The organism is Clostridium sp. DJ247 (assembly GCF_014231265.1).
This window is the reverse complement of the sequence record NZ_JABAIW010000055.1, coordinates 16,456-30,063: the sequence shown is the minus strand read 5'-3', so window position 1 is coordinate 30,063 and position 13,608 is coordinate 16,456. Positions and strand designations below refer to the sequence as shown.

The window sequence follows — 13,608 nt, the reverse complement described above, 5'->3', positions numbered from 1 at the left end:
TTCTCCGTACATTTAGTATTTGGAGAAGAAATTTAATTATTCTGTATAAGTTAAGTTTAGACTTAGAAACCCTATATGGGGTTCCGCAGTGAAAACTTAACTTATACTCCGAAATATATTGCCAAACTTCAGCATGTTAAAAACTTTTAATCAGTCTAAAGTTCATGTTTTAAGCACAGAGCCAAAATCTGTGATTTTGTGCGAATCACTTACTCATCTGACATAAGGAAGATGAGTTTCATATAAACAGACTTCTAAGCTTCAGGTGGAGTTTTGACTCCCTCTGAAGCTTAGAAGTCGTTATTCAAGGACGTAGCCGCTCTTTACTCCCACTTTGAAGAAGATGGGAGTATTAGAGCGGATAGTCATCGGATAAAATAAGAACCTTCGATAAACTCGCTTCGATCAAGCAATCTAAGGTTCTAAGATTTTCTAAAAAACTTCACTAAGACTGATAAAAAAGTTTTTAAATGTGCTTTCAGTTCTGTCAACATATTTCTACGTATAACTTAAGTTTCAAGTCTGGAACCCTATATCTTTTACAAAGATAAGCTATTGTCTACTATACTTATATTATTTCAATTAAATATGAAGCCATATAAGTATATATTTTAGGTATATATATTTCAGGTAAATTTCAATTTGTATGATTTTTTAATTAAATTATCTTAAAATACTTTTAATATTTTTTATAAAAATATATAATTAAAGTTGGAATTAAAATTATAATGTTTTATAAGAAAGGTGGTGCAATAATGAAAGTTATATCTATATTTAATCAAAAGGGAGGAGTAGGTAAAACTACTACTAGCATAAATTTAGCATCGTATTTAGCAATGCAGGGATATAGAGTTTTAAATATTGACATAGACCCTCAAGGGAATACTACTAGCGGACTTGGATTTGATAAAAGAAGTCTAAACCAGTCTACCTATGATGTGTTAACCGGTGATATAGGATTAGATGATGCAATGAAAAAGTGTGAGTTAATAGATAACTTTTTTATAATTCCATCTACTATGGAATTAGCCGGTGCAGAAGTAGAACTTATAAATAAGGAAAACAGAGAGGCTATTTTAAAAGAAAAAATTAGTAACATGAAAGCTAATTTTGATTTTATTTTTATAGATTGTCCACCTTCATTAGGTTTACTCACAATAAATGCCCTTTCAGCGTCTAATACTGTACTTATTCCTATCCAATGTGAATTTTATGCTTTAGAGGGAGTTGGTCAACTAGTAAATACAATACAGCTTGTTAAAAAATCTTTAAATAAAAATCTTGAAATTGAAGGTGTAATAATGAGTATGTATGACGGAAGAACTAGGTTATCAAGCGAAGTTGTTTCGGAAGTAAAAAAATATTTTAATGATAAAGTGTATGATACAGCTATTCCAAGAAACATTAGGTTAGCTGAAGCTCCTAGCTTTGGTTTGCCCATAGTGCTTTATGATGATAAATGTAAAGGTGCAGAAGCTTATGAGAAACTAACGGAAGAGTTTTTAAGAATGCAAAAGGAGTGAAACTACATTGAATAAAAAATTTGGACTAGGCAAAGGATTAGGAGCATTAATACCAGAGGACAATGTATTAGATAAGGAATTAAATAAAAATCAAGGCATAAATACTGTAGATATAAATTTGATCAAAGCAAATAGTGGACAACCAAGAAAAAGTTTTGACGAGGAAAAGATAATTCAATTGTCTCAGTCTATTAAGGAACATGGTATAATTCAACCAGTTATCTTAAAAAATTATAAAGATACATATGTTATTATTGCAGGTGAAAGAAGATGGAGGGCTGCTAAATTAGCAGGATTAAAAGAGATACCAGCTATAATAATGGATCTATCAGATAAAGAAATTTTAGAGGTTTCACTAATAGAAAATATTCAACGACAAGATCTTAACCCTATTGAAGAAGCATTAGCCTACAGAAAGTTAACAGAAGATTTTGATTTAACCCATGAAGAGTTAAGTGTAAAAATAGGAAAATCAAGAACAGCTATAACGAATTGTTTAAGATTATTAAATCTAGATAAAAGAGTTCAAGAATATCTAATTGATGGGGTAATAACTGAGGGACATGGCAGAGCTTTGTTGAGTGTAAATAACAAAGAATTGCAGTATGAACTAGCTCAGAAAATAATAGATGATGGATTAAATGTTAGGGAAATAGAAAAGCTTATTAAAAATATTAATTTGCAGAATAACAAAAGCAGAGAAAAGATTGATTCACAAAATCCATATTATGTAGATATAAAAGAAAGATTAGAGAATTTATTTGGCACTAAAGTATCATTGTTAGACAAAAAAAATAAAGGAAGAATAGAAATTGAATATTACTCACAAGAAGATTTACAGAGAATATTAGATATATTAGATTTATAATACTTTTATATAAATATTATATTGTTTCACGTGAAACATTGACGGAAGGAGAAAAAGTATGCAAAACTTTATAAACATAATAAGCAGCCTACAAATCTATATAATAGTAGCTCTTTTAGTAATTGTAATAGTATTATTTATTATGTTCGTAGTTATATTAAGATCATTAAATATATTAGAGAAAAAGTATAGAAAATTTATGCGAGGAGTAGATAGCAAAAACTTAGAAGGATTAATTATAGGATACTTAGATAAAATAGATAAAGTAAAAGAAGATACTGAGTATATGAAAGAATTGTATAATAGTTTAAATATTAAATTAAAAGGGTGTGTACAAAAAGTATCTATAATTAGGTATAGAGCATTTGAAGATGTAGGAAGTGATTTAAGCTTTTCTATAGCAATGGTAGATGATAACAATGATGGTGTTATAATTACAGGCATTTACGGAAGAAATGAAAGTACTACTTATGCTAAACCAGTAGATAGAGGTATATCAAGATATGAGTTATCACAGGAAGAAAGACAAGTGTTACAAAATTGTGTAAATAAAGTATTAGGTTAAATAGTATATTGAATAAAAGACCTCCTATCAGGGAATAATATTCCTTGATAGGAGGTCTTTATTATGAAAATATTTGTTTCAAATGATTTAAGCTACATAAAAGAAGAATTAGAAAAAAGAGGCTACGATATACTAAACGAAAATAATAATACATTGTGTGATGCTATAATATGTAATTTAAAAAATGGAGGTCTATCAAATTTAAGTATGAATAATAGTATAAGGAGAGAAGGTACTCTAATAATTGATTGTGGTAGCAAAACTATAGACGAAATAGAGTACATATTAAGTAATAGAGTTTATAGTAATTTATTTTGATAAAAAATTTACTTTTGCTTAATTTTACATAAATTTTAGTTAAGTAAGCTTACATATTTTCTGATATTTTATTTCCAAGTATGTTACTTGCTTTTTTTCCACCAATAGTTTTTATTATAGAGTGATATAATCCTTTTGAAATCACTTCGGCAATTTGCATTACGGTAAATAATCTAGTATTTTGCAATACCATGAATTCCATAGCACCAGAGATATTTACTATTCCAGTTATACTTAAGTTACCAACCTTAGGTAATTTCTTATTCATGGCAGAACCCGGAGATAACGGCTTTTCTTCAACTACTATTTTTCCAACATTCTGTATACTGCCAAGACAAGCATCTATAGCTATTACATAGGGATTATTAAATTTTTCATTGATTTCACTAAGTATATCAACAAGATTTTTTGCATGAACAGGATATTGTAAGTTTCCATATAGGTATACTTTATCTCTCATCAAAAATTTTAATTTATCTCCAACTAATGGTCCAAGACTATCACCTGTTGACCTATCAGTTCCTATACATAATATAACTATAGGTCTTCCAGACTTTGTTATGGGGTATATTTCATTACTTAGTATATCCCTTAAAATAATGATTGAGCTTTTTAATGATGGATCTATTACTAATTTATTCAACATACAAAAACCTCCTATGCTATAAATTTTAACCACATAGAAGTTGTTTATACGTGTGTAATAAAAATAATATATAAAGACTTAGTTATTATATATTATTTTTATTATTTAAAAAAACTCATACTTTTTAAAAGTATGAGGTTAGACTTATATATATATTATAGTATCTCAACTCTTTTTAGAATATTATAAAATACAACAAGGAAGATACAAAATATTATCCCAGAAAGACCATTAGCTTTAAGACCTATAAATAAGGCTGCAAGAACTGCCACTGGATGAATTCCTAATGAAGAAGATACTATTTTAGGCTCAATTATTTGTCTTACAATGGATATTATAATATAAGAAATAATTATACCAAATGCAACGATATAATTTTTTACAATAAAGAAGTAAATAATAGCAAGTGGTATATAGATAGCCCCTATGCCTAATATAGGAAGAAGATCGGCAATTGCACAAATAACACTTAAAATTGCAGCATATTTAACTCTAAATACAATAAAAACAATTAGGGTTTCGATAAAGGTAATTCCGATAATGAGCATGTAGGATAACATATAACTTGTAAGCATTTTTTTTGCTTCAACGTATATGTAATACAATTTATCAGTTTTATTTTCAGGAATAATGCTTAAAATTTTGTTTTCATTTGAAGTTATATCTTTAGTAAAAAAATATGTAGTAAGCAGAGTAAATAAGATAACCATCAATATGTAAGGTACAGATGTTAAAAATGTTATCAAGATTGACACTAATTTACCAGTTATACTTACAGTAATAGTTGATAACTTATTTATAAAACTTGAGAAATTGTTTTCTATTGTATATATTATATATGGATCTAAGTTGTTGTAATATTTTTGAAGCTTGTTAAAGGAATTATATATATCCGATGAATTCTTTGATAAATATAGTTGTGTAGTTTTACCTAACTGTATAGCTTCTTGAGTTATATTTGTAATTCCCCAAGAAAAAATAAATATTATTAAAGCAAAAAATATAATTGTAGTTATAAGTGAAGCTATAGAATTTTTTATTTTAAACTTATTTACGATAAATAATGTAGGTTTTTTTAAAATCATAGCACATAAGAGTGCAAGTACAAATGGCAGCGTATAGTTTAAAGTGCGGAAGAAAGCCATGAAAATAATTGTATACAACACGAAGAAAAGAAATATTTTATCAATTTTATTTAATAGTTCAGACATATAAAATATCACATCCTTTTTAATATTGAATTTAAACTATGCAGAGTATAATCTATATCCTTTTTATCATTAAAAGGTCCCAGACTAAATCTTATTGTTCCAGCAGGAAACGTACCTATAGTTTTATGGGCAAGAGGAGCACAGTGTAATCCTGTTCTAGCCATTATACCAAATTCTTTATCAAGTATGAAACCAAGCTCTGCATTGTTAACTTTTGTTGAGTTAATTGAAATTGTAGGAGTCTTTAATGAAGACTCTTTTAATCCATAGACTTTAATAGAGGGAATATTCAATAGATTATCGGTAAAATGTTGACATAATTCGGATTCCCTTTCTTTTATGCTGCAAATTCCCTCTTGAGTTATATAATTAATACCAGCAAGTAAACCTGCAATACCTGGAGCATTCAATGTTCCACTTTCAAATTTATCTGGAAGGAACTCAGGTTGAATTATGCTTTGCGATGAACTTCCAGTTCCACCTTCAATGAAGGATACAACTTCTTTGTTTAATTTATCATCTATCAAAAAACCACCAATGCCTTGAGGACCTAATAAACCTTTATGTCCAGTAAATGCTAAAGCACTACATTGTAATTTACAGAAATCCACAGGTATAGAACCAGCTGATTGTGCAGAATCTATAATATAGTATATATTGTGTTCCTTGCATATTTTGCCAATAGTTTCTAATGGTTGAATACTTCCTATAACATTTGAAGAGTGAGAAAGCACTATTAATTTTGTATTAGGTTTTATAGATTTTTTAAAATCCTCAACATCAATAATTCCATCTTCTGAACAATCAAGTATATCTAATTCAATTTTTTTAGATTTTTTTACCGAAGAAAGTGGTCGAAGAACTGAGTTGTGTTCCATAGAAGATGTTATAACGTGCCACCCATCTTTTATAGTATTTTTTAAAAGTATGTTAAGAGATTGAGTAATATTTGCTGTAAATATTACATTTTCTAACTTATCAAAATTAAATAAGTTCATCAATGCCTCTCTACAACTATAAACAATTCTATCGCCTTCTAAGGCATTATGATATCCACCTCTACCAGGATTTGCACCTATGTTTTTCATATAATTTAATACAGAACAATAAACTTCATCAGGTTTAGGATATGTGGTAGCTGCGTTATCTAAATAGATTTTCATATTTTTACCTCCATATTAGACTGATCTTAAAGTATTTGTGTTATGTAATGCACATTAAAATGCCTAATACCCTGTAATATATTTTTTTAGACACTTAAATGTTATTGATAATAACAATAAGTTAACTTAATATATAGATAAACAAACTAAAAAATTATAAATTATATATCTATAGTGGTAATGTATAAATATAGTGTGTAAAAATTAAATATTTTAAGCAGTTTATAAAAATTTTGTTATAATATTAGATAAAAGCATGCAATTTAGTTTTAAATTATTAAATGTAGCATTGAATTATATATATAATTATAAACTAAACTATAATAATTGTATATGTAATAATAGGTAAATATTAGGAAGGAGGTATAGTTCTATATTAAGAACTTAATAAATATATGAATAATTATTATATATTAACATTTGAAAATACTCATGGAGCCATTAGTGCTGAAAATATATTAAAGGGAAAAAATATAAAATTGGATATTATGCCAACACCTACAGGAATAACTAGAAGCTGTGGTATAAGTATTAGAGTTAATGATAAGTTTATAAGTCAGGTTAAAAGCTTAATAGAAGCAGGAGAACTAAGTATAAAAAATGTTTATATTAATGAAGGCATGAAATATAAAGCAGTAGAAATGTAAAAATCAAATTTTATAAGTATAATAAAGATTAACTATACTAAGTATAATAATTTTTGTAGTATAAAATTAAAACTTATTAAATATTTGTAGTAGTATAAGTAGAATTTTTGGAGGAAAGGGTATGGAAAGTCTTAGAAAAATGTTTAACTTCAGATTAGATTTAGATAAAGGAACGATGCAAGTGGGAAATTTTGATATACAAAAACAAGATGTTTATAATTTTGGGATTATATTAGTAAAAATTATAATGGTTTTACTTTTAATGTATGTAGTAATTAAATTAGGAAACAAAGCTATAGAAAGATATGTAACAAAACAAAAAAATTTTAGAATTTCTTTAGATGAAAGAAAGGCTAAGACTGCAGGGGCTATTTTAAAGAGTATTTTAAGATACTGTGTATATTTCTTTGGTATTGTCTCTATAGTTGAAACTATATTGGGAAGCAATAGAATTGGCTTAACTTTTGCGGGTATAGGCGGAGTTGCTGTTGGTTTTGGGGCGCAAAGTCTTGTTAAAGATATAATCAATGGTTTCTTTATACTTTTTGAAGATCAGTTTTCTGTAGGAGATTATATTAATATTGACGATAAAGGCGGAATAGTAGAAAGCATAGAACTAAGAGTTACCAAGATAAGAGATTTCAATGGAGATCTACATGTAATCCCTAATGGGCTTATTACAAAGGTAACGAATCATTCAAGAGGAAATATAAGAATTTCAGTTGATGTTGATATAGAGTATGATGAAGATGTTGATAACACTATAGAAATTATATCTGGTATATGTGAAAGATTTAAGAATGAAAATGAATGTGTCAAAGAAGGACCAAATGTTTTAGGAGTATCAGCTTTAAAGGAAGGAAGTATTACTATAAGAGTTGCTGGAAAAGTAAAACCAATGACCCAGTGGGATACAGAAATGAAACTTAGAAAAGAAATAAGAGAAGGCTTAAAGAAGGCAAATATAAGGATACCTTATCCAAAGATGAAAATTGTAAAGGAGTGATATTAATGGTTAAGGTTTTTTACCTAGGTGATATTGTGGAAATGAAAAAGGAACATCCTTGTGGCAGTAAAGAATGGGAAATAATAAGACTTGGTGCTGATATAAAAATAAAATGTTGTATTTGTAATAGAATTGTAATGCTGCCAAGAAGCAAATTTGAGAAAGATGTAAAAAAGATAGTAAAACAAAATCAACAAGAATAAAAAATATATTGATTTCTAGTTAAATAAGTGATAAAATATTAAGATGTAATCCCTGCTGTGTAAAACACAGCCGTTAGTCCAAGGGGAGGAGGTGAAATCTAATGAGAAAGTATGAAACTATATTCATATTACACCCATCATTAGACGAAGAAGCTGTTAAAGCTAACGTTGAAAAGTTTAAGGGCGTAATTGAAAATGGTGGAGGAGTAATCGACAACGTTGATGCTTGGGGCAAGAGAAAACTTGCTTATGAAATAAGCAAAGTCGGCGAAGGACATTACACTCTAGTAAACTTTAGTGCTAATCCTGAATTACCAAAAGAGTTAGACAGAGTATTCAGAATTACTGATAGTGTTATAAGACATATCATAGTTAAGAATGAAAAATAGGTGGTGTTTTAATTGAATAAGGTTGTTTTAATTGGAAGATTAACCAAGGATCCTGAGTTGAAATTCACTCCTGGAACTGGTACAGCTGTTGCCACCTTTACTTTGGCTGTTGATAGAAGGTTTTCTAAAGAGGGTCAAAGAGAAGCCGATTTTATTCCTGTAGTTGTATGGGGAAAACAGGCTGAATCTACTGCAAATTATATGGGAAAAGGAAAGCTCATAGGAGTTAGTGGTAGAATTCAAACAAGAAGCTATGATGCAAAAGACGGTACTAAAAGGTATGTTACTGAAGTTATTGCAGAGGAAGTTCAATTCCTTGAATGGGGAGCTGGAAATAAATCTGCTATGCCGTCAATGAATGAAAATTCACCTGAAGGATTCGGAAGAACTCAAGGGTTTGATGAAAATGCTTATGGAGCGGATATAACTCCCGTAGATGATGGAGATATCCCATTCTAACTCATTTTAACTAAGGTAAGGAGGGAAGATTATGCCAAATAGAGATGGTGCAAGAAGAGGCGGCTCATCTAAGATGAGAAGAGCTAAAAGAAAAGTTTGTGGCTTTTGTATGGATAAAGCTGAATTTATAGATTATAAAGATATAAATAAACTAAGAAAATATGTTACTGAAAGAGGTAAGATTTTACCAAGAAGAATTTCTGGTAACTGTGCTAAGCATCAAAGAGAACTTACTGATGCTATAAAGAGAGCAAGAAATATAGCTTTATTACCATTTACAACAGAATAAGCTAAATAAAAAAGTGAAGACATATTATTCTTCGCTTTTTTATTTACTAAAACCACGAATAATAATATTCATTTACACCTAAATTATAATTTATTCTATAATTGCTTTAAAGCACTTTAGGTTAACCTATTTTTCATATTCTTCATAGTTGTTCAAATATGATTTTTATAGTTATATTTTAGAATAATATATTTTTTATCCTTTTTTATTATACATATCTACCCTATTCTTTTGTTAGTTCATTTTTAAACTTTTTTATATATTCCCGTATATTGATATTAAAATTATGTTTGAAAAGTAAAGACATATGGCAATAATTATAAATATAATAGTTAAGAGAAAATAATAGTTATTATAAAGATTTGTGATATTTTTAGTAAAATTACAATATTAAGTTTAATATTGTATTGTAAATTTTGTATAATAAGATTATATGTAAACAAGAATCAGAAATAACCATCTATTGTTGCAGATATACGTATAAATAAAATATAATTATAATTTGAAGGGGATGAATTATAATGAAGAAAGAAGATTTTAATATAATGCATAATGTAAAAATTATAGAAGAACTAAAAGCTGAGCTTCTAAGTATTATTGCTGATTTTTACAAGTTACTAACTAGAGGAAGTAATGTTGCACAAGATGCTATTCTTGATTGCATTTCAGGTGCAATAATAGTATTATACCTAATATCAGAGAGATTAGGATATTCACACACTGCAGTAGATGAGAATATGAGAAAGAAAATTAGGATAGGAATAATTGAAGAAGATAAGATTGAAAAAGAAGGAAAAGACTTAAGCAAATTATATAATCACTTAAAACAAAGGGAGTAGTGGAGGGGCACATGGAAAATAGAATATACAATACAAAGGCCTTAATAGAAGCAGGACTAATAACTGCTATAGTGGTTGTAATCACACTCATAAATGTTTATGTTCCCATATTTTCTTTATTTGGAACATATATTTTGCCAATACCAATAACATTATTGTATATTAGACATAACTATAAAGTTACTTTAGGAGCAGTGTTTGTCAGTGCTATACTTATATCAATTTTATATAATCCTTTATCAGCTCTTACTTCATCTATTTTATTTGGAATTACAGGAATGACTCTTGGATATTGTATTAAAAATGACAAGAAGGTAAGTATTACTATGCTGATACTGGCAATTGGGTTAGCTATTGGTACAGCAATAAATTTTGGGATATACATAAGTTTCATTGATACAGTAGGCATTGTTGGTTTTATAAATAATACATTGAAGACTTTAAGAGAATCTATAGATATGTCAAAACAGCTATATATAAAATTAGGGGTAAGTAGTGATCAATTTGCTCCTATTGAAAAATCTTTAAGTTTATTTACTACTGAATTTGTATTAAAAATTTTACCAGCTGGAATAATTATATCCTCATTTGTTTCAGCGTACTTAAATTATGCTATTACTAGGTCTATACTAAAAAAGCTTAGATATAATATTAAAGAAATAGTACCTTTTAATAAAATATATGTGAATACAAGAGTTGGAACAATAGTAGTCTTATTTCTTATAATTGGTTTATTGTTAAGTAAAAGTAATATGAATCTTGGAGGATATTTGGAAGTTTCATCTATGTTCGTACTCCAATTCATATTTATATTGGATGGATTAGCGTTAGCGGCATATTATTTAAAATATAGATTCAAAATATCGAGATTAGCTATTGTTTTAATGTTAACTTTTACAGTTATTTCACAGCTTTCTGTAATATATATTTTCTTAGGATTAGCAGATATGATAGTTGATTTTAGAAAACTTGATCCCTATAGAAGGCCTAAAACAGAATAACTGGAGGCTTGTTTTATGGAAAATAAATATAATTATTTTATAACTAGCAGTAAAATGTATATGATAATAATAGCAGTTTTAATAGTATTCTTGATATTATATGGACATATTTATATAGGGGGAATATCCATTAGCCTATATGGTTTGTTAGTAGTTTATAATATAAAAAATACAAAAGTAAAAAAGAATGAATGGAAAAAATTTATTGAAGATTTTTCATCTAATTTAGACAATGCTACAAGAAATACATTAGTAAAACTTCCTTTCCCTCTAGTAATGGTTGGAAAGGAAGGAGAGGTATTTTGGTATAATCAAAAATTTTCTATGATACTTCAAGGAGAGGATATATTAGGAAATAGTATAAATAGTATATTAACTGAGTTAAATATAAAACAAGTACTTGAAGGAAAGAAAAATTTATTTAAAAATACAATGCTTAAGGATAGATACTATGATATATATGCCAATATTATAGATAATAAAGACAACTCTAGAGATAAAATACTATTATTATATTTCTATGATGTTACAGATGCTGTTAAAATAATAGAAAATATAGATTACAACAAATACTCCATAATGTTAATGGAGGTGGACAACTTTGATGATGTTGTAAAAACTATTGATGAAGACAAAAAACCTCTCATCATAGCTGAGATAGAAAGAACCATAAATAGCTATGCTCAAAGTCTAGACGCTATGATTAAAAAATATGATGATAACAAATATGTACTATGTATACAAAATAAATATATTGAAGATGAAATGGAAAAGAAGTTCGAAATATTAGATAACATAAGAGAAATTAATATGGGAAATAAGCTGGCTGTAACTCTAAGTATAGGTATTGGACGTGGAGGGGAAAATCCTTTACAAAATGAAGGGTACGCAGCATCTGCTAAAGAGTTGGCTTTAGGTAGAGGCGGAGACCAAGCAGTAGTTAAAAATGGAGAAAAGTTATCTTTTTATGGCGGAAAAACCAAAGAGGTAGAGAAAAGAACAAAGGTGAGAGCAAGAGTAATAGCACATGCTTTGGTAGATTTAATAAATGAAAGTAGTGCTGTATATATAATGGGTCATGTAAATCCTGATATAGATTGCCTTGGAGCTGCAATTGGACTCTATAGGGCATCAAATCTTTTGGAAAAACAATGCTATATAGTGTTGGATAAAGTCAATAACAGTATAAAACCTATTATGGAAAAAATAAAGAATGAAGTTGAATATGAGAATGCATTTGTTAACAGTAAGGAATGTATTGAACAAATAGATAAAAATAGTCTTTTAATTCTTGTAGATGTTCATAGTAGAGGATATGTGCAAAACTTGAATTTAGTAGAAAGTTTTAATAAGATAGTTATAGTTGATCATCATAGAAAATCTACAGATTTCATTGAAGGAGCTCTTTTAAGCTATGTTGAGCCATATGCTTCTTCTACATCTGAATTGGTTACTGAAATGATTCAGTATATGGTAGAAAAACCTACAATGAAACCTATAGAAGCAGAGGCTCTTTTGGCAGGAATTTGTGTGGATACAAAAAACTTTTATTTTAAAACTGGTGTAAGAACCTTTGAAGCTGCTTCATTTTTAAGAAGACTTGGAGCAGATACAATAGATGTAAAAAGATTATTTGCAGATAATCTAGAAACTTATTTAAAAAGAGCTGAAATTATAAAGTCAGTAACAATATTTAATAATGTAGCTATAGCTATATGTCCTGAAGAAATAGAAGATACTGTATTAGCTGCACAGGCAGCGGATGAGCTGCTAAATATTACAGGTATTCAAGCATCTTTTGTTTTTGTTAAAATAAAAGATGAGATATTCATTAGTGGAAGATCACTTGGTGATGTAAATGTACAGTTAATACTCGAATCCTTAGGAGGAGGAGGACATATGACTATGGCAGGAGCAAAGTTAAAGCTAGTTACTATTGATGTGGCTTTAGAAAAACTTAAAGATGCCATAGGCAAATACATTAGGGAAGGTGAAGAGTAATGAAAGTTATATTAGTAAAGGATGTTAAATCACTAGGAAAGAAGGGAGATGTAGTAAATACATCTGATGGTTATGCAAGAAATTATCTTTTCCCAAGAGGCCTTGCACAGGAAGCTACAGATTCAAATCTTCATGTATTAAATAATAAAAAGGAAGCAGAAAGAAGACAAAAGCTTTCAGAGATAGAAGCAGCTCAAAAGCTTGCTGAAAATTTAAAAGGAAAAGAAATAAATCTTACTGTTAAATCAGGGGAAAACGGCAGACTATTTGGTTCTATAACAGGCAAAGATATTGCAGATGAATTAAATAAAAAATTTAAAATTAATGTAGATAAGAAAAAAGTTGTTGTGGATACCATAAGACAGGTTGGAACCTATGATGTAGAAGTTAAATTATATCCTGAAATTTCCACAAAAATCAAGGTGGTTATTACAGAAAAATAAGGGGGAAAATGTGTGAAATCACAATTCGTTAATGGTT

Annotated in this window: 17 protein-coding genes; 14 read left to right on the top strand and 3 right to left on the bottom strand. The window is 28.3% G+C overall.

Translation table 11 applies throughout. The features are described from left to right. Positions 1-755: 755 nt before the first annotated feature. From HGI79_RS18370 to HGI79_RS18355, 4 genes are all read left to right on the top strand, one after another. Positions 756-1,523 (top strand): ParA family protein, encoded by a 768-nt coding sequence (locus HGI79_RS18370; protein WP_185652137.1) that lies wholly within the window; start codon positions 756-758, stop codon positions 1,521-1,523. A 7-nt stretch (positions 1,524-1,530) separates the two neighbouring features. Next, positions 1,531-2,391, top strand: a complete 861-nt coding sequence (locus HGI79_RS18365; RefSeq protein WP_185652136.1) for a ParB/RepB/Spo0J family partition protein — start codon at positions 1,531-1,533, stop codon at positions 2,389-2,391. Between the two features lie 58 nt (positions 2,392-2,449). Next, positions 2,450-2,956, top strand: coding sequence for a DUF4446 family protein (locus tag HGI79_RS18360; protein WP_185652135.1), 507 nt, complete (start codon positions 2,450-2,452; stop codon positions 2,954-2,956). A gap of 63 nt (positions 2,957-3,019) precedes the next feature. Continuing rightward, positions 3,020-3,274, top strand: coding sequence for a YkuS family protein (locus tag HGI79_RS18355; RefSeq protein WP_185652134.1), 255 nt, complete (start codon positions 3,020-3,022; stop codon positions 3,272-3,274). 49 nt (positions 3,275-3,323) lie between these two features. On the opposite strand, the gene yyaC is transcribed toward HGI79_RS18355, so the two are convergent. The 3 genes from yyaC to HGI79_RS18340 form a co-directional block, all read right to left on the bottom strand. Then, positions 3,324-3,920 carry a spore protease YyaC gene (gene yyaC / locus HGI79_RS18350; protein ID WP_185652133.1) on the bottom strand — a complete coding sequence of 199 codons (597 nt, stop codon included), beginning with the start codon at positions 3,918-3,920 and terminating at the stop codon, positions 3,324-3,326. Between the two features lie 155 nt (positions 3,921-4,075). Further along, positions 4,076-5,131 (bottom strand): sporulation integral membrane protein YtvI, encoded by a 1,056-nt coding sequence (ytvI, locus tag HGI79_RS18345; protein ID WP_185652132.1) that lies wholly within the window; start codon positions 5,129-5,131, stop codon positions 4,076-4,078. An 8-nt stretch (positions 5,132-5,139) separates the two neighbouring features. Continuing rightward, on the bottom strand, positions 5,140-6,294 hold the full coding sequence (locus HGI79_RS18340; RefSeq protein ID WP_185652131.1) for an aminotransferase class V-fold PLP-dependent enzyme: 1,155 nt from the start codon (positions 6,292-6,294) through the stop codon (positions 5,140-5,142). A 395-nt stretch (positions 6,295-6,689) separates the two neighbouring features. Between HGI79_RS18340 and HGI79_RS18335 the strand changes: the two genes are divergently transcribed. From HGI79_RS18335 to rplI, 10 genes are all read left to right on the top strand, one after another. Continuing rightward, positions 6,690-6,941, top strand: coding sequence for a DUF3343 domain-containing protein (locus HGI79_RS18335; RefSeq protein ID WP_185652130.1), 252 nt, complete (start codon positions 6,690-6,692; stop codon positions 6,939-6,941). 121 nt (positions 6,942-7,062) lie between these two features. Beyond that, on the top strand, positions 7,063-7,947 hold the full coding sequence (locus HGI79_RS18330; protein WP_185652129.1) for a mechanosensitive ion channel family protein: 885 nt from the start codon (positions 7,063-7,065) through the stop codon (positions 7,945-7,947). Between the two features lie 5 nt (positions 7,948-7,952). After that, on the top strand, positions 7,953-8,150 hold the full coding sequence (locus tag HGI79_RS18325) for a DUF951 domain-containing protein (RefSeq protein WP_185652128.1): 198 nt from the start codon (positions 7,953-7,955) through the stop codon (positions 8,148-8,150). 101 nt (positions 8,151-8,251) lie between these two features. Beyond that, positions 8,252-8,539, top strand: coding sequence for a 30S ribosomal protein S6 (gene rpsF, locus HGI79_RS18320; RefSeq protein ID WP_185652127.1), 288 nt, complete (start codon positions 8,252-8,254; stop codon positions 8,537-8,539). Positions 8,540-8,551: 12 nt separating this feature from the next. Continuing rightward, positions 8,552-8,998, top strand: coding sequence for a single-stranded DNA-binding protein (locus HGI79_RS18315; protein WP_185652126.1), 447 nt, complete (start codon positions 8,552-8,554; stop codon positions 8,996-8,998). A 31-nt stretch (positions 8,999-9,029) separates the two neighbouring features. Beyond that, the gene (rpsR, locus tag HGI79_RS18310; RefSeq protein ID WP_185652125.1) at positions 9,030-9,287 is read left to right on the top strand and encodes a 30S ribosomal protein S18; all 258 of its coding nucleotides are present in this window, start codon (positions 9,030-9,032) and stop codon (positions 9,285-9,287) included. Between the two features lie 521 nt (positions 9,288-9,808). Beyond that, positions 9,809-10,126 carry a MazG-like family protein gene (locus tag HGI79_RS18305; RefSeq protein ID WP_185652124.1) on the top strand — a complete coding sequence of 106 codons (318 nt, stop codon included), beginning with the start codon at positions 9,809-9,811 and terminating at the stop codon, positions 10,124-10,126. Between the two features lie 11 nt (positions 10,127-10,137). Then, positions 10,138-11,127: a YybS family protein gene (locus tag HGI79_RS18300; protein ID WP_185652123.1), complete on the top strand. Its 990-nt coding sequence runs from the start codon at positions 10,138-10,140 to the stop codon at positions 11,125-11,127. Between the two features lie 15 nt (positions 11,128-11,142). Further along, complete coding sequence (locus tag HGI79_RS18295; RefSeq protein ID WP_185652122.1) at positions 11,143-13,128, top strand: DHH family phosphoesterase; 1,986 nt, start codon at positions 11,143-11,145, stop codon at positions 13,126-13,128. Further along, positions 13,128-13,571, top strand: coding sequence for a 50S ribosomal protein L9 (rplI, locus tag HGI79_RS18290; RefSeq protein ID WP_185652121.1), 444 nt, complete (start codon positions 13,128-13,130; stop codon positions 13,569-13,571). The genes HGI79_RS18295 and rplI overlap by 1 nt, the downstream gene beginning before the upstream one ends. The last annotated feature ends 37 nt before the right edge of the window (positions 13,572-13,608 follow it).

Bases quoted from the DNA above. Each gene is read 5' to 3' on its own strand.
- HGI79_RS18370 (WP_185652137.1), top strand. From the start codon at position 756: ATGAAAGTTATATCTATATTTAATCAAAAGGGAGGAGTAGGTAAAACT.
- HGI79_RS18360 (WP_185652135.1), top strand. From the start codon at position 2,450: ATGCAAAACTTTATAAACATAATAAGCAGCCTACAAATCTATATAATA.
- HGI79_RS18355 (WP_185652134.1), top strand. From the start codon at position 3,020: ATGAAAATATTTGTTTCAAATGATTTAAGCTACATAAAAGAAGAATTA.
- yyaC (WP_185652133.1), bottom strand. From the start codon at position 3,920: ATGTTGAATAAATTAGTAATAGATCCATCATTAAAAAGCTCAATCATT.
- ytvI (WP_185652132.1), bottom strand. From the start codon at position 5,131: ATGTCTGAACTATTAAATAAAATTGATAAAATATTTCTTTTCTTCGTG.
- HGI79_RS18340 (WP_185652131.1), bottom strand. From the start codon at position 6,294: ATGAAAATCTATTTAGATAACGCAGCTACCACATATCCTAAACCTGAT.
- HGI79_RS18335 (WP_185652130.1), top strand. From the start codon at position 6,690: ATGAATAATTATTATATATTAACATTTGAAAATACTCATGGAGCCATT.
- HGI79_RS18330 (WP_185652129.1), top strand. From the start codon at position 7,063: ATGGAAAGTCTTAGAAAAATGTTTAACTTCAGATTAGATTTAGATAAA.
- HGI79_RS18325 (WP_185652128.1), top strand. From the start codon at position 7,953: ATGGTTAAGGTTTTTTACCTAGGTGATATTGTGGAAATGAAAAAGGAA.
- rpsF (WP_185652127.1), top strand. From the start codon at position 8,252: ATGAGAAAGTATGAAACTATATTCATATTACACCCATCATTAGACGAA.
- rpsR (WP_185652125.1), top strand. From the start codon at position 9,030: ATGCCAAATAGAGATGGTGCAAGAAGAGGCGGCTCATCTAAGATGAGA.
- HGI79_RS18305 (WP_185652124.1), top strand. From the start codon at position 9,809: ATGAAGAAAGAAGATTTTAATATAATGCATAATGTAAAAATTATAGAA.
- HGI79_RS18300 (WP_185652123.1), top strand. From the start codon at position 10,138: ATGGAAAATAGAATATACAATACAAAGGCCTTAATAGAAGCAGGACTA.
- HGI79_RS18295 (WP_185652122.1), top strand. From the start codon at position 11,143: ATGGAAAATAAATATAATTATTTTATAACTAGCAGTAAAATGTATATG.
- rplI (WP_185652121.1), top strand. From the start codon at position 13,128: ATGAAAGTTATATTAGTAAAGGATGTTAAATCACTAGGAAAGAAGGGA.